The organism is Streptomyces sp. NBC_00887 (assembly GCF_045207585.1).
In genome coordinates this window covers 6,180,215-6,206,114 of sequence record NZ_CP108788.1, presented here as the reverse complement: position 1 = coordinate 6,206,114, position 25,900 = coordinate 6,180,215, and the positions used below count along the sequence as shown (strand labels likewise).

Annotated in this window: 22 protein-coding genes; 10 read left to right on the top strand and 12 right to left on the bottom strand. The window is 69.3% G+C overall.

What is annotated here, in order from left to right; translation table 11 throughout:
* Positions 1-60: 60 nt before the first annotated feature.
* Positions 61-2,553 carry a DEAD/DEAH box helicase gene (locus OG844_RS28450; RefSeq protein ID WP_406394101.1) on the top strand — a complete coding sequence of 831 codons (2,493 nt, stop codon included), beginning with the start codon at positions 61-63 and terminating at the stop codon, positions 2,551-2,553.
* On the opposite strand, the gene OG844_RS28445 is transcribed toward OG844_RS28450, so the two are convergent.
* The 7 genes from OG844_RS28445 to ssd form a co-directional block, all read right to left on the bottom strand.
* Positions 2,550-3,359 (bottom strand): Rv3654c family TadE-like protein, encoded by an 810-nt coding sequence (locus OG844_RS28445; protein ID WP_406394100.1) that lies wholly within the window; start codon positions 3,357-3,359, stop codon positions 2,550-2,552. The two genes, OG844_RS28450 and OG844_RS28445, sit on opposite strands and share 4 nt — an antisense overlap.
* 14 nt (positions 3,360-3,373) lie before the next feature.
* Positions 3,374-3,718: a TadE family type IV pilus minor pilin gene (locus OG844_RS28440; protein ID WP_406394098.1), complete on the bottom strand. Its 345-nt coding sequence runs from the start codon at positions 3,716-3,718 to the stop codon at positions 3,374-3,376.
* 64 nt (positions 3,719-3,782) lie between these two features.
* On the bottom strand, positions 3,783-3,995 hold the full coding sequence (locus OG844_RS28435; protein WP_406396287.1) for a DUF4244 domain-containing protein: 213 nt from the start codon (positions 3,993-3,995) through the stop codon (positions 3,783-3,785).
* 80 nt (positions 3,996-4,075) lie between these two features.
* Positions 4,076-4,882, bottom strand: coding sequence for a type II secretion system F family protein (locus tag OG844_RS28430; RefSeq protein WP_406394096.1), 807 nt, complete (start codon positions 4,880-4,882; stop codon positions 4,076-4,078).
* The gene (locus OG844_RS28425) at positions 4,879-5,724 is read right to left on the bottom strand and encodes a type II secretion system F family protein (RefSeq protein ID WP_406396286.1); all 846 of its coding nucleotides are present in this window, start codon (positions 5,722-5,724) and stop codon (positions 4,879-4,881) included. The genes OG844_RS28430 and OG844_RS28425 overlap by 4 nt, the downstream gene beginning before the upstream one ends.
* Before the next feature lie 23 nt (positions 5,725-5,747).
* Entirely contained in the window at positions 5,748-6,896 is a 1,149-nt protein-coding gene (locus OG844_RS28420; RefSeq protein ID WP_406394095.1) for a TadA family conjugal transfer-associated ATPase, read from the bottom strand.
* Entirely contained in the window at positions 6,893-8,032 is a 1,140-nt protein-coding gene (gene ssd / locus OG844_RS28415) for a septum site-determining protein Ssd (protein ID WP_406394094.1), read from the bottom strand. Before ssd ends, OG844_RS28420 begins: the two co-directional genes overlap by 4 nt.
* Positions 8,033-8,533: 501 nt before the next feature.
* Here ssd and OG844_RS28410 point away from each other — a divergent pair.
* Positions 8,534-9,373, top strand: a complete 840-nt coding sequence (locus tag OG844_RS28410) for an HAD family hydrolase (RefSeq protein ID WP_406394092.1) — start codon at positions 8,534-8,536, stop codon at positions 9,371-9,373.
* Between the two features lie 422 nt (positions 9,374-9,795).
* On the opposite strand, the gene OG844_RS28405 is transcribed toward OG844_RS28410, so the two are convergent.
* Positions 9,796-10,620 carry an oxidoreductase gene (locus OG844_RS28405; RefSeq protein WP_406394090.1) on the bottom strand — a complete coding sequence of 275 codons (825 nt, stop codon included), beginning with the start codon at positions 10,618-10,620 and terminating at the stop codon, positions 9,796-9,798.
* A 102-nt stretch (positions 10,621-10,722) separates the two neighbouring features.
* Here OG844_RS28405 and OG844_RS28400 point away from each other — a divergent pair, with 102 nt between their 5' ends.
* On the top strand, positions 10,723-11,718 hold the full coding sequence (locus OG844_RS28400) for an ATP-binding protein (RefSeq protein ID WP_406394088.1): 996 nt from the start codon (positions 10,723-10,725) through the stop codon (positions 11,716-11,718).
* A gap of 131 nt (positions 11,719-11,849) precedes the next feature.
* Here the strand turns inward: OG844_RS28400 and OG844_RS28395 are convergent, their stop codons facing one another.
* Positions 11,850-13,175: a hypothetical protein gene (locus OG844_RS28395; protein WP_406396285.1), complete on the bottom strand. Its 1,326-nt coding sequence runs from the start codon at positions 13,173-13,175 to the stop codon at positions 11,850-11,852.
* A 284-nt stretch (positions 13,176-13,459) separates the two neighbouring features.
* Here OG844_RS28395 and OG844_RS28390 point away from each other — a divergent pair, with 284 nt between their 5' ends.
* The 6 genes from OG844_RS28390 (at position 13,460) to OG844_RS28365 (ending at position 21,745) form a co-directional block, all read left to right on the top strand.
* Entirely contained in the window at positions 13,460-16,051 is a 2,592-nt protein-coding gene (locus tag OG844_RS28390) for a SulP family inorganic anion transporter (protein ID WP_406394086.1), read from the top strand.
* A gap of 183 nt (positions 16,052-16,234) precedes the next feature.
* Positions 16,235-18,202 carry an acetate--CoA ligase gene (acs, locus tag OG844_RS28385; protein WP_406394084.1) on the top strand — a complete coding sequence of 656 codons (1,968 nt, stop codon included), beginning with the start codon at positions 16,235-16,237 and terminating at the stop codon, positions 18,200-18,202.
* A gap of 241 nt (positions 18,203-18,443) precedes the next feature.
* On the top strand, positions 18,444-19,883 hold the full coding sequence (gene nhaA / locus OG844_RS28380) for a Na+/H+ antiporter NhaA (protein ID WP_406394082.1): 1,440 nt from the start codon (positions 18,444-18,446) through the stop codon (positions 19,881-19,883).
* Positions 19,884-19,922: 39 nt separating this feature from the next.
* Positions 19,923-20,453 carry a phage holin family protein gene (locus tag OG844_RS28375; protein ID WP_406394080.1) on the top strand — a complete coding sequence of 177 codons (531 nt, stop codon included), beginning with the start codon at positions 19,923-19,925 and terminating at the stop codon, positions 20,451-20,453.
* The gene (locus OG844_RS28370) at positions 20,450-21,436 is read left to right on the top strand and encodes an alpha/beta fold hydrolase (RefSeq protein WP_406394078.1); all 987 of its coding nucleotides are present in this window, start codon (positions 20,450-20,452) and stop codon (positions 21,434-21,436) included. The genes OG844_RS28375 and OG844_RS28370 overlap by 4 nt, the downstream gene beginning before the upstream one ends.
* A 105-nt stretch (positions 21,437-21,541) precedes the next feature.
* Positions 21,542-21,745 (top strand): hypothetical protein, encoded by a 204-nt coding sequence (locus tag OG844_RS28365; RefSeq protein WP_406394077.1) that lies wholly within the window; start codon positions 21,542-21,544, stop codon positions 21,743-21,745.
* Positions 21,746-21,854: 109 nt separating this feature from the next.
* On the opposite strand, the gene OG844_RS28360 is transcribed toward OG844_RS28365, so the two are convergent.
* The 3 genes from OG844_RS28360 to nth form a co-directional block, all read right to left on the bottom strand.
* Complete coding sequence (locus OG844_RS28360) at positions 21,855-23,060, bottom strand: MarP family serine protease (protein WP_406394076.1); 1,206 nt, start codon at positions 23,058-23,060, stop codon at positions 21,855-21,857.
* Positions 23,061-23,151: 91 nt separating this feature from the next.
* The gene (locus OG844_RS28355; protein ID WP_383805911.1) at positions 23,152-23,919 is read right to left on the bottom strand and encodes an NUDIX hydrolase; all 768 of its coding nucleotides are present in this window, start codon (positions 23,917-23,919) and stop codon (positions 23,152-23,154) included.
* Between the two features lie 82 nt (positions 23,920-24,001).
* A complete protein-coding gene (gene nth, locus OG844_RS28350; protein ID WP_406394075.1) occupies positions 24,002-24,850 on the bottom strand; it encodes an endonuclease III in 849 nt (282 codons plus the stop codon).
* 253 nt (positions 24,851-25,103) lie between these two features.
* Between nth and OG844_RS28345 the strand changes: the two genes are divergently transcribed.
* The gene (locus tag OG844_RS28345) at positions 25,104-25,778 is read left to right on the top strand and encodes a Crp/Fnr family transcriptional regulator (RefSeq protein WP_014046869.1); all 675 of its coding nucleotides are present in this window, start codon (positions 25,104-25,106) and stop codon (positions 25,776-25,778) included.
* Positions 25,779-25,900: the final 122 nt, after the last annotated feature.

Sequence of the window (25,900 nt, the reverse complement as noted above, 5' to 3'; positions counted from 1 at the left end):
TATCGAGCGGTCGCCCCTCGGTCTCCCCGACGGAGGCCAGGGGACGGATCGCCAGCCGCGATGGCATTCAATCACTTACCAGCAGCCATGCACGACGCCTTGGGACCATTGTCCGTCACGCCAGTGACACACTCGATGCCGATGGCCAAGAATCACCGTCCCAGTCGACCGCCGGAGAGCAGGGGTTCCCGCCCCTCTCCCGACATGGTCCTCGACCGGCTCGCCGCAGGGGCGGGCCGGGCTGCGCGCATCACTCATACGGAGCACTTGCCCCCGCGCACGGGAACCCATGCCATCTGGCCGGATCGCATCCGGCCAGAAGTGGTCGCGGCAATTGCCCGGGCCGGAATCGACCATCCGTGGGCGCACCAGGCCGCCGCCGCCGAGTACGCCCTCGACGGCGAATCCGTCGTGATCGCCACCGGAACCGCGTCCGGCAAGTCCCTCGCCTACCTCGCCCCGGTCCTGAGCACCCTCCTCGACGGCTCACATGCCCCGAACGGCCGAGGCAGCACCGCCCTGTACCTCGCGCCCACCAAGGCCCTCGCCGCCGACCAGCGGCGCTCGGTGAAGGCGCTGGCCGCACCGCTCGGCACCGCGGTCCGCCCGGCCGTCTACGACGGAGACACGCCGGTCGAAGAACGCGAATGGGTGCGCCAGTACGCCAACTACGTCCTGACGAACCCCGACATGCTGCACCGCGGAATACTTCCCTCCCACCCCCGCTGGGCCTCCTTCCTGCGCGCCCTGCGTTTCGTCGTCATCGACGAATGCCACACCTACCGGGGCGTGTTCGGGTCCCACGTCGCCCAGGTACTACGCCGTCTGCGCCGTCTGTGTGCCCGCTACGGCTCCGATCCGGTCTTCCTCCTCGCCTCCGCCACCGCGGCCCAGCCCTCGGTCGCTGCGGGCCGCCTCACGGGCCTGCCCGTCAAGGAGGTCGCCGACGACGCCTCGCCCCGTGGCGAGACGGTCTTCGCCCTGTGGGAGCCGCCGCTGACGGAGCTGCACGGCGAGAAGGGGGCTCCCGTGCGCCGTACCGCCACGGCCGAGACCGCCGAGATCCTGACCGATCTGACCCTCCAGGGAGTCCGCTCGGTTGCGTTCGTACGCTCCCGGCGCGGCGCCGAGCTCATCTCCGTCATCGCCAAGGAACGCCTGGCCGAGGTGGACCGCTCCCTGCCGAAGCGAATCGCCGCCTACCGCGGCGGCTACCTGCCCGAGGAGCGCCGCGCCCTGGAGCGCGCCCTGCACTCCGGGGAGCTGCTCGGACTGGCCGCCACAACGGCCCTGGAGCTCGGCATCGACGTCTCGGGCCTGGATGCCGTCGTCATCGCCGGATATCCGGGCACCAGGGCGTCCCTTTGGCAACAGGCCGGGCGCGCCGGACGCGCCGGCCAGGGCGCTCTGGCCATCCTCGTCGCCAGGGACGACCCGCTGGACACTTTTCTCGTCCATCACCCCGAGGCCCTGTTCCAGCAGCCGGTGGAATCGACGGTCCTCGACCCGGACAATCCGTACGTCCTCGCCCCGCACCTGTGTGCCGCGGCCTCGGAGCTCCCGCTCACCGAAGCCGACATCGCCCTCTTCGGCCCCGCGGTTCCCGACCTGCTGCCGCAGCTGGAGGCGGCGAAGCTGCTGCGCAGACGGGCGGCGGGCTGGCACTGGACCCGGCGCGAACGGGCCGCCGACCTCACGGACATCCGCGGCGGCGGAGGTCGCCCTGTCCAGATCGTCGAGGAAGGGACCGGCCGGCTGTTGGGCACTGTCGACGAATCGGCCGCACACACCGCGGTCCACGAGGGCGCCGTCCACCTCCACCAAGGCCGCACCTACCTGGTCCGGAAACTGGATCTGGAGGACTCGGTGGCCCTCGTCGAGGAAGCCGTCCCGCCGTACTCGACCACCGCCCGCGACACCACCGCCATCGCCGTGCTGGAGACCGACACCGAGATCCCGTGGGGCGACGGACGACTCTGCTTCGGCTCGGTCGAGGTCACCAACCAGGTCGTCTCCTTCCTGCGTCGCAGGGTGATCACGGGAGAGGTCCTCGGCGAGACGAAGCTCGACCTGCCACCGCGCACCCTGCGCACCCGTGCCGTGTGGTGGACGGTCACCGAGGATCAACTCGACGCGGCCAGGATCAATCCCGAGATCCTCGGTGGCGCCCTGCACGCCGCCGAACACGCTTCGATCGGGATGCTGCCGCTCTTCGCCACCTGCGACCGCTGGGACATCGGCGGTGTCTCCGTGCCGCTTCACCCGGACACGCTGCTCCCGACCGTCTTCGTGTACGACGGCCACCCGGGCGGCGCCGGATTCGCCGAACGGGCCTTCCACACCGCTCGCACGTGGCTGACGGCGACCCGACAGGCCATCGCTTCCTGCGAGTGCGAGGCGGGCTGCCCCTCCTGTATCCAGTCCCCCAAGTGCGGCAACGGCAACGAACCGCTGCACAAACGGGGCGCCGTTCGCCTGCTCACCGAACTCCTCAGAACCGCGCCCCCGGACCCCGGAGAGGACCGTCACGAGACGAACCCCGCCGAAGGCTAGACACCCGCGCGGCTGTCCGGACCGGCGTCGCGGGGCAGAGCCGGCGTCGCGGGGCAGTAGCAAGCAGGTCTGCAGGGCCGGCCCGGCCGATGTCCTGCGCCGGTGCCGGGCTGCAGGACAGCTGTCCCTGGCTGATGAGGGCCGGGGCGGTGCCGGGTTGCCGGGAGACTGGTACCCCGGGCCGGTGAGGGCCCGGGGCGGGGTCCTAGGCCGGTGGGACGAGGCCGAGCCGGTGCGGCAGGCCCCGGTCGGTACAGCAAGCCCCGGCCGGCGCCGCAGAGCGGGCAGGTGTCCCAGACCCAGTCGGCTTCATTTCCCCGGCCGACGTCGGCGTGGCGGGCGGCGGCGAAGGGCTGGTCGTACGGCAGTGGCGTGGCGGACAGCGGTGGTGGCGCCGGCGGCGAGGCGGACAGCGACGGCGAGCTGGACGGCCCGGTCACCGGTGGCCCCGCTCGGGACCTGACCTGCGGCGTATACGGGCCGAAGCGCGCGCGGGCCGTCACATCGGCAATCTCGCCCAGGATCGCGCACCGCACCACCTCCGCCCCCTGTGCGCCCGCTACACGCCTCGCCGCCCCGCATGCGTCCGATGCGCCACTCAGCGCGCGATCTGCCGCAGCGAGGGCCGCCAGGTCCGCCGCACCGGCCGCCTTGTGGCGGGCAGCCACGGCCTGCCCCAGCGCAAGCACCACCGCGAACGCCGCGCACAGCGTCGCCGTCGTCATGGCAACCCACACCGTCGCCAGCCCTTGGTCTCCCGGCCTGGCCCTCTTCCCCGGCTCATGGCTCTTCCCGACCCCCTTCACGACTCTGCCCCTATTCACCACTCCGCTCCCACCGGCTCGGCCCCCACCAGGTCCTCGGCCGACGCAACCGCCACTGCGCTCAACGTCAGGGCAAGCGGCCCCGGTCCTGGCGTCGGGGCCTCCACCCGGACTCGCCACAGCTCCCCGGTCCGCTGCACAGCGACCCGCGCCCTGCCCGGCGCCGCCTCCCGCGCCGCAGAGAGCACTGCCGCCTCCGGCTCCGAACGCGCCGCCGCACGCGCCCCGGCCCGTGCGGCGTCCACACATCGGATCTGGTCCGCCGCCGCAACCAGTGCCCACACCAGAGCCAGGGCGAACGCCACCAGCACGGGGATGGCCATCGCAGCCTCCGCCGTCACAGCGCCCCGATCCCGATTCCGGCCCCGGTCCCGGTCCCTGGGTCGACTTGCCCCCCGTGCCGTCTCAGAACTTCGCATCGAGCGCGTCCTTGACCAGCGACTGCATCGCCGACAGAACAGGCCCGCTGGTGACCACCTTGTAGAGCACCGCCGCGAACGCACAGGCCGCGATGGTTCCCACCGCGTACTCGGACGTAGTCATCCCTCGGTCCTGTCGGCGGGATCGGACAAACCTGTCCATCCACACACGGCGCACCGCGCTCACTGCTCGTCCCATGACGTTCTTTGCCATCTCGGCCCCCGTTGATCTTCGAATTGGTTCAGAGCGGGTGCCCGAACGGGCACCCGCGATTTCTGTCAGTTGCCGTGCAACAGGCCCGTCGCAAGCCCGATCACCACCGGCGCCACCCCGACCGCCAGAAAGGCGGGCAGGAAGCAGAGCCCGACGGGTGCAGTGATCAACACGCCCGCACGCTGCGCACGTGCCACGGCGGCACTCGCCCGCTCGGCACGCATCTCGTCGGCCAGCCGGGAGACCGACTCCGCTGCCGGAGCCCCCGTCGCCCCGGCCCGTTCCAGACAGCGGGCCAGCGGACCGGCGCCCTGTATCGCTCCGAACCGCCCCCACGCATCGGCTGGTTCGCCCCCGAGCCGGATCTCAGCCGCCGCACGGGCCAGCCGGTCGCCGACCGGACCGCCTATGGATTCCCCCACAGCCTCCGCGGCCTCCCGCGGACCGGCACCCGCCGAGATGCAGGCCGCCAACAGATCTGCAGCCAGAGGCAATTGCCTGGTCACTACTGCGACCTCCGCCGCTTCCCGGGCACCGGTCTCCCGGCCTTGCGCGGATCGCTGCCAGCGCCACACCCCGAACGCCGCGGCCAGACCGGTCCCCCAGCCTGCCGGCCCGCCGACGAGGAACCAGCCGGTCGCCCAGACGCCCAGGAGCATTGCCCACCGCTGGGCACGGCTCCTGCCCCTCACTCGCCGGAACCGCCACACACGCCGCGGACTTCCGGAGCAGACGGCCAACAACAACACACCCCGTCCGCGTGTCGCCCGCTCCCGCCGCCTTCCGGCAAGGGCCAGGGCCACATACACAGCCGCGCCCAGAACCGCTCCGGGCACACCGAGCCGGTGAGCCTCCTCGGGGAGACCGCTCACGGCGCCTCCCCGGCCCGGACGATCCGCCCCGCCCAGAACAGCCCCGCCGCCTCCAGCAGGCCGCCTGCCACCAGGCAGGCCAGTCCTCCCGGACTGTGGAGCAGCACCCTCAGCGGGTCCGCACCGAGCGCCGCCCCCAACCCCAGGCCCACCACCGGCAGCAAGGCCAGCACCACAACCGTCGACCACGCGCCCGCCAGCTGCGCCCGTAGCTCCTCCCGCCGACGACGCTCGGCCCTCAGGGCCCCTTCCACGCGGTCCAGACCGGCGGCGAGACCTGCCCCGCCGTCGACCGCCACCCGCCAGCAGGCCGCCACCCCCGCGAGCCCGTCCAGGCCCGGTCCGGCCGACGCCTGACGCAATGCGTCCGGCACATCGCCACCGAACCGTGCAGCCGCCAGCACCGCGGCCTCGGCCGTGCCCAAAGCACCCGCGTTCCGCCCGGCAGCGAGTAAAGCCTGCCCCGGCTCCCGCCCTGCCCGCAGCTCACCCACCACAGCCCCGCAGAGTGCCGCCACCGCTTCGGCTGCCCGCTCCCGCTCACCCCGCAACGCCCGCAGGCGCAGCCATCGCCGCACCAGAGGCACCGCCACGACCCCCGCGAGCAGGGGCAGCGCCGACTCGCCAAGTACCGCGAGAAACACCGCTACAGGGGCACTCAGCCACTCACGTCGCGTGTTGAAGTGCGTCCGGGCCACGGCCCAAACGGCCCGGAACTCCTGCCGATGAGGGCCTCCTGTCCCGAACAACAACCGCGCCCGCCGCACGCCCGGATCCCGTAACACCGTCAACCCGCCTGCCAGGCCCGCGCAGACTGCCATGACCAATGCCAACGCCTGCATCAGGGAGTCCGGAGCGGCATTTCTCACAGCGCACCCCCGACCAGCGACCCGAGCTGCTCCCAGCCGCGGTCCCGGACGAATCCATCAGCGCCCCAGCGCAGCGCGGGTACCGTGACCACGAGCCCTGCCGGATCCCGCTCCAGCACGTGCACTTCGGCGAGCTTCCGCTGCCCCGCTCGGTCCCGTACGAGATGGAGCACCACGGACAGTGCGGCAGCCAACTGACTGTGCAGCGCCGCCCGGTCGAGCCCGGCGGCAGTCCCCAGTGCTTCCAAGCGGGCCGGGACGTGCTCCGCAGCGTTGGCGTGCACCGTGCCGCATCCACCTTCGTGTCCTGTGTTCAACGCGGCCAGCAGTTCCGTCACCTCGGCGCCTCGCACCTCTCCCACCACCAGCCGGTCGGGGCGCATGCGCAACGCCTGGCGGACCAGGTCCCGCAGCGTCACCTGCCCCGCCCCTTCCTGATTGGCGGGGCGCGACTCCAGGCGCACGACGTGCGGGTGATCCGGGCGCAGTTCCGCCGAATCCTCGGCGAGCACGATGCGTTCCTGCTCCCCGACCGCGCCCAGCAGGCTCGACAACAAGGTCGTCTTGCCCGCACCGGTTCCTCCGCTGATCAGGTACGAGACCCTCGCCTCGACCAGCGCCCTCAGGAACCGGTCGCCTCGGGGCGGGACCGTGCCCGCCCCGACAAGCTCCGCCAGAGCGAAGGCCCGGGGCCGAACCACCCGCAGCGAAAGGCATGTCGAGCCCACCGACACCGGCGGCAGCACCGCATGCATCCGGGTGCCGTCGGGCAGCCTCGCGTCCACCCACGGCCGAGCGTCATCCAGTCGACGCCCTGCCACAGCGGCGAGCCTCTGCGCCAGTCTCCGGACGGCTGCCGCATCCGGAAAGGTGACCCCGGTCAGCTCGAGTCCGCGTCCCCGGTCCACCCACACCCGGTCCGGCGCGGACACCAGTACGTCGGTCACCGCCGGGTCTGCCAATAAAGTCTCCAGCACCCCCGTACCGACCAGCTCGCCGCGCAACTCCTCTGCTGCCCCCAGCACTTCCGCATCGCCGAGCAGGCGGCCCTGTGCCCTGAGGGCGGCCGCCACGCCGGCCGGGGTCGGCGCCTCGCCGCTGCGGGCAAGGCGTTGGCGAACCGCGTCGAGCAGGGCCTCCGTCATGACACGCCTCCCCCGGAACGCCCTGCGACAAGGCCGCCCCCGCTGCCCGGGGCGTCCGCCAGATCCCAGAACGCCGTACAGAACCCGGCCAGCGGACCGCGGGGATCGGACCCCGGCGGCCTGCCACCGTCCTGTGACGCCGACAGCCCGGTTTCCCGGGGCAGATCTCCGACGAGGGGAAGGCCCAGCGCGTGAGCCACCCATTGCTCGTCGAGCCCTGCCGCATAAGGTCCCCGCGCGACGACCCGAAGGTCCTCCAGCACCATTCCGGCCGTCGACGCGACGCGTTTGGCTGCCGCAACCGCCCTGAGTTCTCCAGGCACCACCAGCAGCCCGAGGTCCAACTGCGCAAGCGCCTCGGCAACGCTTTCGTCGACCCTGCGCGGCAGGTCCACGACGACCACCCCGCCGAGCCGGCGTGCGGCCGCGAGCACCGCTTGCATGGCCTGCGGCGGGATGACGACCTCGTCGTCCCGCCCCCAACTGAGCACGCGCAGACCGTGCAACGCGGGCAAGGACTCTTCAAGTGCGCCGCTGCCGACCCTGCCTTTGGAACGGGCGAAATCCGGCCATCGCATTCCGTCGTTTCCTTCGCCCCCGAGCAGTACGTCGATGCCGCCGCCCAAGGGGTCGCCGTCGATCAGCATCGTTCGCCTGCCCGACCTGGCTGCCGTCACCGCGAGCGCGCAGGCCAGCGTGGACGCGCCGGAGCCGCCCCTTCCGCCCATCACTCCGACAGTGAGCGCGGGACGGCCCACACCTTCCGCCGCATTGGCGATCTGGTCGACGAGCCAGCCCTCGGAATCAGGAAGCCGCAGCACATATTCGGCCCCGATCTCCACTGCCCGGCGCCACACGCCCGGGTCGTCCTGGTCCCGCCCGACGAGCATCACCCCCCTCCTACGGGCCGCCCCGCGACACCGAAGGACCGCGTCATCGCCCACCAGGACCATCGGAGCCTGTTCCCAGCCACCCCTCCGTCCGAGGGGACCCTGATGAACTTCCGGCACCGCCCCGGCAGCCGCGCACAGCCTCAGCAGATCGTCCAGCAACTCCACGTCCTCGGTCACGATCAACGGTCCGCCCCGCCGCTCGTCATCGATCGGCAGACCTTCTTGTGCGAGGGATCCAGCCACGATCTCCGCCCCCTTCTCACTGCCCCTTCAGTACGGTTCGCGGCGATCTCGGACCGATCCGAGAAGCGCGATTCCGGAACCCGCGGACTTCGCGGGTGGAATCAACATGCAGCGCCTCGGAAAAAGATGTGGATCTTGCTCGAAAACTGTGGACAACTTCAGCATTGTGAATATCTCGGTAGCTCATACCGGCGACTTTCACAGCGCAGCCCTTCCACTACACAGCGTGACGACACATGCTTGCGTGAGCCCGCGACAGAGCCCGGGCCCACACAGGCGCGAAGAGGGGGGAAGGCTTGATTCCGGGCGGCAAAATTGCGTCCGGACATGCGACGACCCCCGCCGGGGGGGAGAGCGGGGGTCGTCCCCACGGCCGACTCGGGGGGGGAGGAGCCGGACCGGGTTAGCACGGTCGCGAACGATCCGTGACTTCCATGGTGTACCCGAGAGGCTTCTCAGGCAAACCCACCCGCCGGAGTTTACGCCGAATGGTGGGCCCCTATGCTCACCTTTGTGGAAAACTGCTTCTCGCCGCGCACAGCAGCCTTCTTTGACCTGGACAAGACGGTCATTGCGAAGTCATCGACGCTGACCTTCAGCAAGTCCTTCTACCAAGGCGGGCTGATCAACCGCCGTGCCGTACTGCGCACCGCGTACACACAGTTCGTCTTCCTTGCCGGTGGCGCCGATCACGACCAGATGGAGCGGATGCGCGAATATCTCTCAGCGCTCTGCAAGGGATGGAACGTCCAGCAGGTCAAGGAGATCGTCGCCGAGACTCTTCACGATCTGATCGACCCGATCATCTACGACGAGGCGGCAACCCTCATCGAGGAACACCACACAGCCGGGCGGGACGTGGTCATCGTGTCGACCTCGGGCGCCGAAGTCGTCGAACCGATCGGCGAGTTGCTCGGCGCCGATCGTGTCGTAGCGACCCGGATGGTGGTCGGCGACGACGGCTGCTTCACCGGCGAGGTCGAGTACTACGCCTACGGACCGACGAAGGCCGAGGCCGTCAAGGAGCTCGCCGCATCGGAGGGATACGACCTTTCGCGCTGCTACGCCTACAGCGACTCCGCCACCGACGTACCGATGCTGGAGTCCGTCGGCCACCCCCACGCGGTCAACCCGGACCGAGCACTGAGGCGCGAGGCCATCCTCCGGGAATGGCCGATTCTCGTCTTCGACCGACCGGTCCGCCTCAAGCAACGACTGCCCGCGTTCTCGATGCCGCCGCGCCCGGCCCTCATGGCCGCCGCAGCAGTCGGAGCCGCCGCCCTCACAGCGGGACTGGTCTGGTACACCATCCGCCGCCGCGCCGCCTCAGTCACCACCTGACGACAGCACCCGGCCGGACGCCGGAAGGAGCCGCACGACGGCTTCGCAGCCACAACCGGACAGTGTCCGACTCACCCTTATTTGAACCTAAAAGTAAAGAAGTGCAGCCAGGACTTCCGCTACTCCCGGTCCTGGAGTACAAAGGACTCAACGGCCCGCGAGACCAAGGACATCCGAGAGGATGACCTTCGAACGCAGAGTTTGGCCCCACGGACCGCGCATGAAAGCCGGGTACCCACGCGACGTCGACCCGTCGATTACGGGCCAGCCGCACCAGGTGACGGGCAAAGTACCCGACCTGATGGGCATATATCGAGGACGCTTGGTAACTGGGCGGACATGCCAGCGGCGGTACCGGAATCGGTACCGCCGCAACCCTTTTCCGGCACCGCACCAAGGCGCGTCCGCCGGCCACCGGCGCCTTACGCAGCGCCTCGCTGCAGCGCTTCACACACGGCCGTCGACTCTCTGGTGCCAAGCTCCACCGAGCGCCCACAGTGCGCGATCCAGGCAGCCATGCCATCCGGCTTCCCGGAGAGATAGCCCTCGAAGCCCGCGACGTACGCCGCCCGCCCCTGCTCCGCATGACCCACTTCGGCGGGGCAGATCGACTTCGGGTCGAGCCCGCTCCCGATCAGCACGATCCGTTCAGCGGTGCGGGCCACCAAGCCGTTGTGCGAGCCGAAGGGGCGCAGCGCCAGCAGTTCACCGTGCACGATCGACGCCGTCACCAGCGCAGGCGCCTCACTCCCGGCGATGATCAGCTGGGACAGTCCCTCCAGACGCCCGGCGACTTCCTCTGCGTCCGGAACAGGCGCTTCGATGAGCGGCTCGTCCACCGGCTCACCCGACAGCCGAGGGCGCCCGACGGCATCGTCACGAGTCGCCCCGCCGGCCGCGACCAGGTGCAGCCGCGCCAGGACCCGCAGAGGCGACTGCCGCCAGATGGAGAGCAACTGCCCCGCCTCCGCGGTCAGCCTCAAAGCGGCCCCGATCGTGCGCGCCTCGTCCTCGCCGCTGAAGTCCGTACGCCGGCGCACCTCCTCGAGATTCCAGTCGGCACCCGAGAGCGCCGCCGAGCCACGCGCACCCCGCAGGGCCGCCTCCGCGGTGACCTCATTACTGCGACGCCGCATGACACGGTGGCCGTACACCCTGTCAACGGACTTGCGTACGGCGTCCACCGCATCGGCGACGCCCGGCAGGGCGCCCAGGGCGGCGAGCGGGTCTGAGGCAGTCGTACTCATAAGTAGCGAGGCTACGCGCCCCTCGCACGGATCCTTCCCCGGAGTGGCCTTCTTCACGAACTTTGACTGCATTGAGCAACAAGACCGCTACCCTAGGTGAACATGAAGATCGCTTTCGTGGGGAAGGGCGGCAGCGGCAAGACCACGCTGTCCTCGCTCTTCATCCGCCACCTCGCTGCCAATGAAGCTCACGTCGTCGCGGTGGACGCCGACATCAACCAGCATCTCGGGGCCGCGCTCGGCCTGGACGAGACGGAAGCTGCCGCCCTGCCCGCCATGGGAGCGCAGCTGCCTCTCATCAAGGACTACCTGCGCGGCAGCAACCCGCGCATCGCGTCTGCCGAGACGATGATCAAAACGACGCCACCGGGCGAAGGCTCACGGCTGCTGCGGGTCCGCGAGGACAACCCCGTCTACGCAGCCTGCGCACGGACGGTGAGGCTCGACGACGGGGACATCCGGCTGATGGCCACCGGCCCGTTCACCGAGTCCGACCTCGGGGTGGCTTGCTACCACTCCAAGGTCGGAGCGGTCGAGCTGTGCCTCAACCATCTGGTCGACGGTCCGGACGAATACGTAGTGGTCGATATGACGGCAGGGTCGGACTCGTTCGCGTCCGGGATGTTCACGCGCTTCGACATGACATTCCTGGTGGCCGAGCCGACCCGGAAGGGAGTCTCCGTGTATCGCCAGTACAAGGAGTACGCACGGGACTTCGGCGTCGCCCTGAAGGTCGTCGGCAACAAGGTGCAGGGTGAGGACGATCTCGAGTTCCTGCGTGCGGAGGTCGGCGACGACCTGCTGGTCGGCATCGGGCAGTCCAACTGGGTGCGGACCATGGAGAAAGGCAGGCCGGCTCCGTTCGATCTGCTGGAGGCCGACAACCGGATGGCCCTGCAGGCCCTGCAGAACGCCGCGGAGGACTCGTACGAACAGCGCGACTGGGAGCGCTACACCCGCCAGATGGTGCACTTCCACCTGAAGAACGCGGAGAGCTGGGGCAACGAGAAGACGGGTGCCGACCTGGCTGCCCAGGTCGACCCCGCCTTTGTACTGAAGGAACGCTTCACGGACGTGGGCGCCGCCCAGCCGGCCTGAACGCCGCCCAGCCGTCCTGCCAACCGGCGGAGGCATCCCGCTGGCCGGCCGACGAACCCGGGACCCGGTCGGCGGCCCGCGGTCCGCCGACGGGTCGGTCGACCGGCCGATCATGCTCCGGACGAGAGTCCCTACCCCGCGCTTCCGTCGGCGCCCTTGCCTGCCGACCGGCCGGCAGGCCCGGCCGGTACGGGGCTGCCGGCGTCCTCCCTCGGAGCGGCCCCTCCGAGGAAGGACATCCATCCCTGCTTCGGCTCCTGCCCGACCTTCAGCGTTCCCAGCCTGGACAGCGTCGCCGGGTCCTGCGCATCCAGCCAGTCTGCAAGCTGACGGAAGGAGACACACCGCACGTCCTGCTGGGTGCAGACGGTCTTGATCGTCTCCTCGATGGCACGCATATAGGTGCCACCGTTCCAGGACTCGAAGTGATTGCCGATGATCAGAGGTGCCCGGTTGCCGTTGTACGAGCGATCGAAGGCCTGAAGCAGACCGTCCCGCATCTGGTTTCCCCAGTACGCGTGCTGGTTCGGGTCCCCCTGCGTCGTGCCGGACTGGTTGAACATGAAGTTGTAGTCCATCGAGAGGGTCTCGAATGCGCGGCCGGGCACCGGCACGAGCTGGAGCGGGAGATCCCAGAGGCCGTCCTTCTTCGCGGGCCAGACCTGGTTGCCTACGCCGCTCGAGTCATAGCGGAATCCCATCGTCCGGGCCGCTGCGACCATGTTCTTCTGCCCTTCGAGGCAGGGCGTGCGCGCGCCGACAAGTTCCTTGTCGTAGTCGAAGGGCAACGGGGCTTCGGTCTTGAGCAGCGGGGCGTTGGTCTTCCAGTTCTTGACGAAGGACTTCGCCTGGCTGATCTCGCTCTTCCACTCCTCGACCGACCAGGTGCCCACACCACCGTCCGGGCCGCAGAAGTGCCCGTTGAAGTGGGTGCCGATCTCGTTGCCGTCGAGCCAGGCGGCACGCAGTTCGTCCAGCGTGGCGCGGATGCCCTCCGTGTCGTTGAAGCCGATGTCGGATCGGCCGGCCGAGTGCTGCGGCGGGTCGTAGAGGGCCTTCTTCTCCTCCGGCAGCAGATACACGCCGCTGAGGAAGTACGTCATCTTCGCGTTGTACTTCTTCGCGACACTGCGGAAGTGCGAGAAGAGCTTCTGGCTGTCCTCCCCCGCGCCGTCCCAGGAGAACACGACGAACTGCGGTGGCTTCTGGCCTGCCTTCAGGCGCTTCGCCACGGGGAGTTTCGGCTGAGCTCCGGTGTAGGCCGTCGAGCCGTCACCGATGACCTTGACCGCACCCTTGGGCGCTGCCGCCGGGGAGTGCTCCTCCGCGTCGGCGCCTGACTTCCTCCCGGTGCCGGAACCGGCACCACCGGCTCCGGCACCCGAGCAGCCCGCCAGGCCGGCGATCAATGCAGTGGCTACGGCGCCCAGGGCGATCCTCTTCGTGGCGGCCATCATTCCGTCCACCCTCTTCCTTGCAGAAGTCGTGCGTTGAAGTGCCACACGGCGCCGTCAACGTCGCACGCAGCCCTGCGGGAATCAGTACGACAAGCCGGATGAAAAGCTGCTTATTCACTTGAATGAGTGACTCAATGGGCTATGTGATCGAAAGCATGGACACAGTTCTTTACTCTCCATTACGATCCGTTTACTGAGAGTTGAGAAATCCCGCCGCTGCACGCCGTGACCCACGGCCGCGTCATCACTTTCCGCGACCGCGCTGCCCCGGAGGAGACGGGAACATGTCTGCCTGCGTCCCCACCCGCAACGACCACCCATCCCCCAGTTCGCGCCCGCCCCGAGCCTCGGGGATCAAGCGAACTCACAGCCCCCCACCACCGCCCCGAGGCCGTCGTTTCCGCATCTCGGGCGCCAATCTGTCCGCATCGATCACTGTCTTTCTGATCGCCGTCCCCATGTCGCTCGGCCTCGCCGTCGCCATGGACGCTCCGCTCGAGGCCGGACTGGTCTCCGCGGCCATCGGCGGCATCGTCGCCGGACTGCTCGGCGGCGCTCCCCTCCAGATCAGCGGCCCGTCCGCCGGACTGACCGTGGTCACAGCCGAGCTGATCCAGATCTACGGCTGGCGAACCACCTGCGCGATCACCATCGGCGCGGGGCTCCTGCAAATCCTGCTGGGCTCCCTGAGAGCCGCCCGCAGTGCGCTGGCTGTCAGCCCCGCCATCGTCCACGGCACTCTCGCCGGCATCGGTGTGGCCATCGCGCTCGCCCAGCTGCACATCGTGCTCGGCAGCACACCGCAGAGTTCCGTCCTCGACAACGCCCTTGCGTTGCCTGCGCAGTTGACACATGTCAGCCCGGCCGCACCCTTCATCGGCGGACTGACCATCGCTCTGCTTGTCCTGTGGCCACGACTACCTGGACGCGTCGGGCTCATGGTGGGCAGGATTCCGGCAGCACTCGCCGCCGTGGCGATCGCGACGGCCGTAGCCGCCGTGGCCACTCCCGGAATCGCCCGGGTCGACCTGCCGTCCTGGAGCTCGCACGCACTGCCCGAACTGCCGCAGGGGTCTGCCGCCGCCCTGGCCACCGCAGTCCTCACGGTCATGCTGGTTGCCAGCCTGGAATCCCTGCTCTCCGCAGTCGCCGTGGACAAACTGGCGGCCGACCGTGCAGCCGCCCCGCCCAAGCACGGCACGACACCGGCCACACCCGTAAAACGCTCCGATCTCGACCGCGAGCTGCGCGCCCAGGGCATCGCCAACGCGCTGGCGGGAATGTTCGGCGGGCTCCCCGTGTCCGGGGGCGCGGTGCGCAGCTCGGCGAATGTACGGGCGGGGGCGACGGGGCGATCCGCCACAGTGCTGCACGGCTTCTGGGTGCTGCTCGCCGCCATCCTGCTGGTCGCAGCTCTCGAACGGATCCCACTGGCCGCCCTCGGCGCCCTGGTGATGGTGGTCGGCATCCAGATGGTCAGCTTCGCTCACATCCGCAATGTTCATAAGCACCGCGAATTCCCGGTGTACGGAGCCACGATCACCGGGGTGATCCTGGCCGGCGTCCTCAAGGGCGTGGCGATCGGAATCGCCGTGGCCGTGGTCATCGCCCTGCACCGGCTGGCCCGCACCAGGATCACCGTGTCGGAGCAGGAGGGCAGGTATGTGGTGACTGTCCGGGGGCAGCTGACCTTCCTGGCCGTTCCCAGGCTCAGCAGGACGCTCGGGCGGCTCCCTCATGGGGCTGACGCGATCGTCGAGTTGGACGGCTTCTTCATGGACCATGCGGCGTACGAGACGATCCAGGAGTGGCGTACCAGTCAGATCGCGCTGGGCGGCCGGATCGTCTTCACAGGGCGGTCCGGGGGCCGGATCGGGGAGCCTGCGTCGGCGGCCCATTCCTGCTGCCGCCCATGGACCCCGTGGCGCAACCACCACTGCCACGACCGGTCCGAGCACGCCATCGAGAGCGCGGCCTCCGCGGCGACCGCCTCCGGGGCGACCCCCGACTCGGCTGCCCCCGCCTCGAATGCACCCACGACCGACCGGCGCGGTGCCCATTGGCTGCTCAGGGGCCTCAGCTCCTTTCAGCGCACCACGGCCCCATTGGTTCGCGAAGAGCTGGCCCGGCTGGCCGCCGAAGGCCAGCGGCCCTCCCAGCTGTTCATTACCTGCGCCGATTCCCGCCTGGTGACAAGCATGATCACATCAAGCGGTCCGGGGGACCTCTTCACCGTGAGGAACGTCGGCAATCTTGTTCCGCTGCCGGACACGGAGGGCGAGAGCAGCGACGACTCCGTGGCTGCCGCGATCGAGTACGCGGTGGATGTGCTGAAGGTCGAGTCGATCACCATCTGCGGTCACTCCGGATGCGGCGCCATGCAGGCTCTCCTCGGGGGCGCGCCGGATGCTCCCAAGACCCCCCTGTGGCGTTGGCTGCGGCACGGCCTGCCGAGCCTCGATCGCATGAAGTCCCGCCACCACACCTGGGCACGTATCTCCGGTCGACTGCCCGCCGATGAGGTGGAGCAGCTCTGCCTGACCAATGTGGTCCAGCAGTTGGACCATCTGCGGGCCCATGAATCGGTCGCGCGGCGCCTCGCCGCGGGCACCTTGCAGCTCCACGGCATGTATTTCCACGTCGGCGAGGCGCAGGCGTACTTGCTGACCGAGGGGGAAAGTTCCGGCACCGGCCCGGACGAGGTCTTCGCCCGCGTCGCACCCGGCCCGGATCCCGGCACGGAGCCCAGCTGGGACCCCAGCCGGGGGTCCGGCCCTGAGCTCACCGCTGAACTCGCCCCTGAGCCCACCCCTCAACCCTGCGGTCCTCCTGTTCGAGCTGCCCACGCAGTACCCGGCACAGCGGTCGACGCCTGAACCACACGTGTCCCAGGTCCGTGAGACGTTGTGGCCCCGCTTCCACAGTGCGCAAACCACCTGTGGAAGCGGGGCGTGTGCCCCCATACACGAAACACAGGTCTAAACCAATTCCCGGCAGACACTTGTCACCTGGCCTGCGGCCTGATGAGCTGTCCCCCGGACACAACGGACACCCTGGGAATGGGAGATGTCGTGAGCAACGAAAGCCTGGCCAATCTGCTCAAGGAGGAGCGGCGGTTCGAACCGCCTGCCGATCTGGCCGCGAACGCCAACGTGACAGTGGAGGCGTACGAGCAGGCCGATGCGGACCGGCTGGGCTTCTGGGCCGAGCAGGCCCGCCGCCTGACCTGGGCCACCGAGCCGACCGAAACGCTCGACTGGAGCAACCCGCCCTTCGCGAAGTGGTTCGCGGACGGCAAGCTCAACGTCGCGTACAACTGCGTGGACCGCCACGTCGAAGCAGGCAACGGCGACCGGGTCGCCATCCACTTCGAGGGCGAGCCCGGAGACACGCGTGCGATCACCTACGCGGAGCTGAAGGACGAGGTCTCCCGCGCCGCCAACGCCCTCACCGAACTCGGTGTCGGCAAGGGCGACCGGGTCGCCGTCTATCTGCCGATGATCCCCGAGGCAGCCGTCGCGATGCTGGCCTGCGCCCGCATCGGCGCAGCCCACTCGGTCGTCTTCGGCGGTTTCTCCGCCGACGCCATCGCGGCCCGCATCCAGGATGCGGACGCCAAGGTCGTCATCACCGCCGACGGTGGCTACCGCCGTGGGAAGCCGACCGCGCTCAAGCCCGCCGTGGACGACGCCGTCTCCCGTTTCGACAGCGTCGAGCACGTCCTCGTGGTCCGCCGCACCGGGCAGGACACCGCCTGGACCGAGGGCCGGGACGTCTGGTGGCACGAGATCACCGGCCGGCAGTCCGTCGAGCACACCCCCGACGCCTTCGAGGCGGAGCACCCGCTCTTCATCCTCTACACCTCGGGTACGACGGGTAAGCCGAAGGGGATCCTGCACACCTCGGGCGGATACCTCACGCAGGCGGCGTACACGCACCACGCGGTCTTCGACCTCAAGCCCGAGACGGATGTGTACTGGTGCACCGCCGACATCGGCTGGGTCACCGGACACTCGTACATCGTCTACGGCCCGCTGGCCAACGGTGCGACCCAGGTCATGTACGAGGGCACGCCCGACACCCCGCACCAGGGGCGCTTCTGGGAGATCGTCCAGAAGTACGGCGTCACGATCCTCTACACCGCGCCGACCGCGATCCGTACGTTCATGAAGTGGGGGGACGACATCCCCGCCAAGTTCGACCTGTCGTCGCTGCGTGTCCTCGGTTCGGTCGGTGAACCGATCAACCCCGAGGCGTGGATGTGGTACCGCAAGCACATCGGTGCCGACGCCTGTCCGATCGTGGACACCTGGTGGCAGACCGAGACCGGCGCGATGATGATCTCGCCGCTTCCCGGGGTCACGGCGACCAAGCCCGGCTCCGCCCAGCGCGCGCTGCCCGGCATCTCGGCCACCGTCGTCGACGACGAGGCCCGCGAGGTACCGGACGGCGGGGGCGGCTACCTCGTCCTCACCGAGCCGTGGCCGTCGATGCTCCGCACCATCTGGGGCGACGACCAGCGCTTCATCGACACCTACTGGTCACGCTTCGAGGGCAAGTACTTCGCGGGCGACGGTGCCAAGAAGGATGACGACGGTGACATCTGGCTGCTCGGCCGGGTCGATGACGTGATGCTCGTGTCCGGGCACAACATCTCGACCACCGAGGTCGAGTCGGCTCTCGTGTCGCACCCCTCGGTCGCCGAAGCGGCCGTGGTCGGCGCCAACGACGAGACGACCGGGCAGGCCATCGTCGCGTTCGTGATCCTGCGCGGCACGGCCACCGCTTCCGAGAAGCTCGTCGCCGAACTGCGCAACCACGTCGGCACCACGCTCGGCCCGATCGCCAAGCCCAAGCGGGTCCTGCCGGTCGCCGAGCTGCCGAAGACCCGCTCCGGCAAGATCATGCGCCGGCTCCTGCGAGACGTCGCCGAGAACCGTGAGCTCGGCGATGTCACCACGCTCACCGACTCCTCGGTCATGGACCTCATCCAGACACAACTGCCGACGGCGTCCACGGAGGACTGAGCCGGTCCGGTTCTTTCGTACGGCTCCGAGGGGCATCCGGCAACGCGCCGGGTGCCCCTTCGCGCGTCCAGGGGCGAAGATGCGCTTCGATGGACGTCGATGGACGACGAGCACTGGATACGTCCATCGGCGCCCCGGGTACAGTGACGACCGCGACCCCTTCGTCAATGGAGCAGGTCGACAACCTCATATCAAATCTTCACAGGGGCGCCGGGAAGTCTGGTCGGCACGTGCATCTGCCATGCCATCGCTGCCGTACCCGACCCGGAGGTCTCCCCTCGTGGCCGCGCCTGTACCCCCGTCCCCCCGCCGTACGCTGCTCGGCCGCCTCTCCCTACCCGAGAGGAACTACGTCGCCGAGGCCTTGCGAGCCGAGACGGTCGGCGGCGTCATCCTGCTGGTAGCCGCCGTCAGCGCGCTGATCTGGGCGAACACCCTCGGTTCCAGCTACGAGGCCGTCAGCGACTTCCACTTCGGCCCCGAATCGCTGGGGCTCGATCTCTCCGTGTCCCACTGGGCGGCCGACGGACTCCTCGCCATCTTCTTCTTCGTCGCCGGCGTGGAACTCAAGCGCGAACTGGTCGCGGGCGAACTGCGCGACCCACGGGCAGCGGCCCTGCCCGTGGCCGCCGCGCTGTGCGGCATGGCCGTTCCCGCCATCGTCTACACCCTGGCCGCCGTGTTCGGGAGAGGCTCCACCGCCGGCTGGGCGGTGCCCACCGCCACCGACATCGCGTTCGCACTGGCGGTGCTCGCGGTCATCGGCACCACACTGCCGGCGGCTCTGCGCGCGTTCCTGCTCACGCTCGCCGTGGTCGACGACCTGTTCGCGATCCTGATCATCGCGATCTTCTTCACCGAGAACATCGACTTCCTCGCCCTCGCGGGGGCCTTCGCCGGTCTGGCCGTCTTCTACATCCTCCAGCGCGTGGAAGTCCGGGGCTGGTATGTCTACCTGCCGCTCGCCCTGGTGATCTGGGGGCTGATGTACAACAGCGGCATCCACGCCACGATCGCCGGTGTCGCCATGGGCCTCATGCTCCGTTGCACCAAGCGCGAAGGCGAGTCGCAGTCCCCCGGCGAACACATCGAGCACCTGGTGCGCCCCCTTTCCGCCGGGTTCGCCGTGCCGGTGTTCGCACTGTTCTCGGCCGGTGTCACCCTCAAGGGCGATGCCCTGGCAGGTGTGTTCACCCGGCCCGAAACGCTCGGCGTGGTCCTCGGTCTGGTCGTCGGCAAGACGATCGGCATCTTCGGCGGCACCTGGCTCGTCGCCCGCTTCACCAAGGCGGAGCTGAACAAGGACCTGGCCTGGGCGGATGTGCTCGCCGTCGCCGCGCTCGCCGGGATCGGCTTCACCGTCTCGCTGCTCATCGGGGAGCTCGCCTTCGCAGGCGACGAGGACATGATCAACGAGGTCAAGGCCGCGGTCCTCCTCGGTTCCCTCATTGCCGCCGTACTCTCCGGTGTACTGCTGAAAGTCCGGGTACGCAGATACAGGGCCCTGTACGAGGCTGAGGAGCTCGACGAGGACGAATCGGGAGTGCCCGACATCTACGAGCAGGAGGACCCCGAGTACCACCTGCGGATGGCTGCGATCCACGAGAGGAAGGCCGCCGAGCACCGTCGCCTTGCCGAACAGGCGGGGGCAGCGAGCAGCAAGCCGGACAGTCCGGCATGATCTGACATCGGATGTACTGAAGAGGAGAGGAAGTCAGGGATGAGCGACCCCGGCAACTACGCGGGCAGCACCGACCGTAGTCTCGGACAGCTGTTCGCTTCCGCGACGGCCGAGATGTCCGCGCTGGTGCACGACGAGATCGCCCTGGCCAAGGCCGAGGTACGTCAGGACGTCAAGCGGGGCGTGATCGGCAGCGTGGCGTTCATCGTCACGGGCGTGCTGATCCTGTTCGCGATCCCCGTGCTCAGCTTCGCGGCGGCCTACGGGATCCACAATCTGGGGCTGGGGCTCGCCTGGTCGTTCCTGATCGTGGGCGGCGCGTTCATTCTGCTGGGGATCCTTCTCGCCCTCTTCGGCCTCGCCAAGTTCAAGAAGGTCAAGCCGCCGGAGAAGTCCATCGCTTCGGCCAAGCAGACCGCGGCGGTCCTGCAGGGCGTCAAGCCGCATCCCCGTCCCGTCGAACCCGTCGGTGCGATCGGCCGGGCGCCGGGCAGCACGCTCGCGGACAAGGCCATCGAGAGCCGCCCGGTCCAGGACGGGGCGACCGCTGTGGCACGCTCGTCGACATGACCGACCCCGATTTCAGCGCATCCGGCCCATACGGCCCAGTGGGGCCGTTGGGACCGGCTGCCGGTTCCGGCGGTCCCGTACGTCTCGACGGTCCCTGGACCCACCGCGATGTGGCGGCCAACGGTGCACGCTTCCATATCGCCGAGCTCGGCGACGGGCCGCTCGTGCTGCTGCTGCACGGCTTCCCGCAGTTCTGGTGGACGTGGCGCCATCAACTGACAGCGCTCGCCGACGCCGGTTACCGGGCGGTCGCGATGGACCTGCGCGGGGTGGGCGGCAGCGACCGTACGCCCCGGGGCTACGACCCGGCCAACCTGGCACTCGACGTGACCGGTGTGATCCGCTCGCTCGGCGAGCCGGACGCGGCGCTGGTCGGACATGACATGGGCGGCTATCTCGCCTGGACGGCCGCGGTGATGCGTCCCAAGCTCGTACGACGTCTCGTGGTGTCGTCGATGCCGCATCCGCGCCGGTGGCGGTCCTCGATGCTCTCCGACTTCGCGCAGTCCAAGGCCGGCTCGCACATCTGGGGTTTCCAGCGGCCGTGGGTGCCGGAGCGTCAGCTCGTCGCGGACGAAGCGGCGTTGGTCGCACGGCTGATCCGTGACTGGTCCGGTCCGCGGACCCCGGACTTTCCCGACGACAAGACGGTGGACGTCTACCGCCGCGCCATGTGCATCCCTTCGACGGCTCACTGCGCGATCGAGCCCTACCGCTGGATGGTGCGTTCACTGGCCCGTCCGGACGGCGTCCAGTTCAACCGGCGGATGAAGCGCCCTGTGCGCGTACCGACGCTGCACCTGCACGGTTCACTCGATCCGGCGATCCGTACACGTAGCTCCGCGGGATCCGGCGAGTACGTCGAAGCGCCGTACCGTTGGCGACTTTTCGACGGTCTGGGGCACTTCCCCCACGAGGAGGATCCGGTCGCGTTCTCGACCGAACTCATCAACTGGCTCAAGGATCCCGAGCCCGACCGGTAGCCGACGGGCACACGTGTACGACGAACAGCCAATTGCCTGCCGCATAAGCCAATTGGCTGACTCCCACGCGATTACCGACCTTGGGTCACGGGCAGACGTCGGGGTATGGGCTGGACGCGCGACTTCAGTGACGCAGCACGCAACCGCCGCTCGACCGCTCCTGCTGGTCCGAGCGCTCATGAGGGGGGCGGCTCTCCGAGCCGGGTGCACGATGTGAGTGATTTCCATGATCTCCGGCTGGGCATTCCGCGCATTCTGCATCGCCGGGCCCGTTGGGTCTCGGCGCGGCTGCGGCATCCCCGTGGATGACACAGCACTCGTCCGACGCACCGCGGCGTAGACGCCGGGCGGGCTGTGCCTGACGACGTACCCGGCGCGCCTGCCTCGCGGACGCGCCGGGTGTCGCGTCACTTCCTGGTCAGAGCGCGCAGCTCTGACTGTCGACCTGCTGATTGGCAGCCTTGCCGAGCTCGATGTCGTCGCGGATCTCGTCGGCCGTCAGCGCGTAGCCCGTGTCCGGGTCGTCGAGCGATTTGGCGAACACCACTCCGTAGACCTTGCCGTCAGGAGTGAGCAGCGGGCCGCCGGAGTTGCCCTGACGCACGGTCGCGAACAGGGAGTACACATCGCGCCGCACGGTGCCCCGGTGGTAGATGTCCGGGCCGTCGGCGTCGATGCGGCCCCGGATACGGGCGGAGCGTACGTCGTAGGCGCCGTTCTCCGGGAAGCCGGCGACGATGGCGTCGTCGCCGCTCTCCGCGTCGCTCCGGGTGTCGGTGAAGCGCAGCGGCTCCGCGTCGAGGTCCGGGACGTCCAGTACGGCGATGTCGCGCTGCCAGTCGTAGAGAACGACCTTCGCGTCGTACAGCCGGCCTTCGCCGCCGATCTGCACGGTCGGCTCGTCCACGCCCCCGACCACATGGGCGTTGGTCATCACGCGGCGGTTCGAGAAGACGAAGCCGGTGCCCTCCAGGACCTTGGCGCAGCCCGGCGCCGTGCCGACGACCTTGACGATGGACTTCTTGGCGCGGGCGGCGACGGGGCTGCCCGCAAGCGCCGGGTCCGGGGCCTTGACCTCGGTGATCGGCTCATTGGCGAAGGGACTGAAGACCTGCGGGAAGCCGTTCTGGGCCAGGACCGAGGAGAAGTCCGTGAACCAGTTGGAGGCCTCGTCGGGCATCACCCGGGAGACTCCGAGCAGGACCGAGGAACTGCGGACCTCCTTGCCCAGGGTCGGCAGTGACGTGCCTGCGAGTGCGGAGCCGATCAGCCAGGCGACCAGCAGCATGGCCACCACGTTGACCAGCGAGCCGCCCGTGGCGTCCAGGGCGCGCGCGGGCGACCACGTGATGTACCGGCGGAGCTTGTTGCCGAGGTGGGTGGTGAACGCCTGTCCGACAGAGGCGCACACGATCACGATCACGACCGCGACGATGGCAGCTGTGGAGGAGACTTCCGACCCGTCGGTCACCTGGTCCCAGATGACCGGCAGCAGGTAGACGGCGACGAGACCGCCGCCCAGAAAGCCGATCACGGACAGAATGCCGACGACGAAACCCTGGCGGTATCCGATGACCGCGAACCACACGGCGCCGAGCAGCAGCAGGATGTCCAGCACATTCACCGTCTATAGCCTCGCAGATTCGTCACCTGGCCCGTCCGGTTCGACGGGGTCCGGGCCAGGCCCGGAACAGCGCAGCACGGGAGTCAGCCTGTCATGCGCGCCAGTCGAGCGGCACCTGCTTGGCCCTGTCCCAGGGGCGTTCCCACCCCGCGTAGTGCAGAATCCGGTCGATCACACCGGCTGTGAATCCCCAGACCAGGGCTGATTCGACCAGAAATGCCGGACCTCGGTGGCCGCTCGGATGCACGGCCGTGGCCCGGTTGGCCGGATCCGTGAGATCCGCCACGGGGACGGTGAAGACGCGGGCGGTCTCTGCCGGGTCGACCACGCCGACGGGGCTCGGCGTCCGCCACCAGCCGAGGACGGGCGTGACCACGAAGCTGCTCACCGGAATGTAGAGACGGGGCAGGACACCGAAGATCTGGACACCGCTCGGATCGAGGCCCGTCTCCTCCTCGGCCTCCCGCAGCGCCGCCCTGAGAGGGCCTGTGGTCGCCTGGTCGCCGTCCTCCGGGTCGAGGGAGCCCCCGGGGAAGGACGGCTGGCCTGGATGGGAGCGCAAGGATCCGGAGCGCTCCATCAGGAGCAGCTCGGGGCCGCGCTCTCCCTCCCCGAAGAGGATCAGGACGGCCGACTGGCGGCCGGCTCCGCTCTCGGGCGGCAGAAACCGGCTGAGCTGCTGGGCCTGGACGCTCCGCGCCGCGCTCGCGACGGGGTCCAGCCAGCCGGGCAGCCCTTCAGTGGTGACGGTGACCGCGCTGTCGTGGGGCGCACCTGTCTGCGACGCGTCCGTCCGCGTCGTGGCCGCCTGTGTCGTGGCCGCGTTCCGTGCGGCCCGTGTGCTCTGTGCGTGCGTCATGGGCACCCCCGTCGTTGCAACGCCTGTCGTCGGCCATTTCGTTCCGCGTGCGGCCGGGGCACGCCTGCGGGGACGGTGACCGTCACCCGGCTCCCAGGGGTGGCGCGGGCATGCCCGGGTAGTCCGGGGGCGGGCTGAGGCGCTGGCCGGGATATCCGCCCATCTCGTACTTGAGGAGCTTCCTGGCCTTCTCCGGGTCGGTCTCGCCCTCACCGTACGAGGGACAGAGCGGGGCGATCGGACAGGCGCCGCAGGCGGGCTTGCGGGAGTGGCAGATGCGGCGGCCGTGGAAGACCACGCGGTGCGAGAGCATCGTCCACTCGCCCTTCGGGAAGATCGCCGCGATCTCCGCCTCGACCTTCTCCGGGTCCTCCTGCTCCGTCCACTTCCAGCGGCGGACCAGTCGGCCGAAGTGGGTGTCGACCGTGATGCCCGGTACCCCGAAGGCGTTGCCGAGGACGACGTTGGCCGTCTTGCGGCCGACGCCGGGCAGCTTCACGAGATCGGCGAGGCGGCCGGGGACCTCGCCGCCGAAGTCGTCCCTGAGGGCCGCCGAAAGGCCGATCAGGGACCGCGCCTTGGCGCGGAAGAAGCCGGTCGGCCGAATGATCTCCTCGAGCTCCTCGGGTGCGGCGGCAGCCATGTCCTCGGGCGTCGGACAGGCGGCGAAGAGTGCGGGAGTCGTCTGGTTGACCCTCAGGTCGGTGGTCTGGGCGGAGAGCACCGTGGCCACCAGGAGCTCGAAGGGGTTGCGGAAATCCAGCTCGGGATGGGCGTACGGATAGAGCTCGGCCAGTTCGCGGTTGATCCTGCGGGCACGGCGGACCATCGCGAGGTGCGATTCCGGTTTCGCCGTCCTCTTCGCTGCCGACGACGCCCCGGTCGGGCGTTTTACGGCATTTTTCCGACCCCGCACGGGCTGTTCGCCCACAGCGGAATTCTTGTCCTCCGACACCCCATCAGCCCCCTTGGCCTGCGCTCTCACCGGCTTTCCGGACACTCGGCCAGCCTAGAGCCAGGCACCGACATCCGCCCCGGTCACCGGCCATCCACGCCCAATCGGCCCCCTGCCGTAGGGTCCGGCACGCCCGTGCGTCAAACTAGTTTGTGATTGATCGCACTGTTTTACCGTCCGGCATCATGGGGACCACGGTTCCCTGAACAGGCCGACAAGGAGAGAACTCGTGGACGACGTTCTGCGGCGCGCCCCGCTTTTCGCGGCGCTCGATGATGAGCAGGCCGCGGAGCTCCGCGCCTCGATGAGTGAGGTGACCCTCGCGCGCGGTGACGCGCTGTTCCACGAGGGCGACCCGGGCGACCGCCTGTATGTGGTCACCGAGGGCAAGGTGAAGCTCCACCGCACCTCCCCCGACGGACGCGAGAACATGCTGGCCGTCCTCGGCCCCGGCGAGCTGATCGGAGAGCTGTCGCTCTTCGACCCGGGCCCGCGCACCGCCACGGCGACCGCGCTCACCGAGGTCAAGCTGCTCGGCCTCGGCCACGGCGACCTCCAGCCCTGGCTGAACGCGCGCCCCGAGGTGGCCACCGCGCTGCTGCGCGCCGTCGCCCGCAGGCTGCGCAAGACCAACGACCAGATGTCCGACCTGGTCTTCTCCGATGTGCCGGGCCGTGTCGCCCGCGCGCTCCTCGACCTGTCGCGCCGTTTCGGCGTCCAGTCGGAGGAGGGCATTCACGTCGTACACGACCTGACCCAGGAAGAGCTGGCCCAGCTGGTCGGCGCCTCCCGCGAGACGGTCAACAAGGCACTCGCGGACTTCGCGGGCCGCGGCTGGCTGCGCCTCGAGGCACGTGCCGTGATCCTGCTGGACGTGGAGCGGCTGGCGAAGCGTTCGCGTTGATCCGGTGACATAAAGGCATACGGAAGGGCCCTCGATCCGGTGAACCCGGATCGAGGGCCCTTCCGTGCGTTCTCAGAGGCCCAACAACCACTCCATCAGCGACGAATCCACCACAACCACCG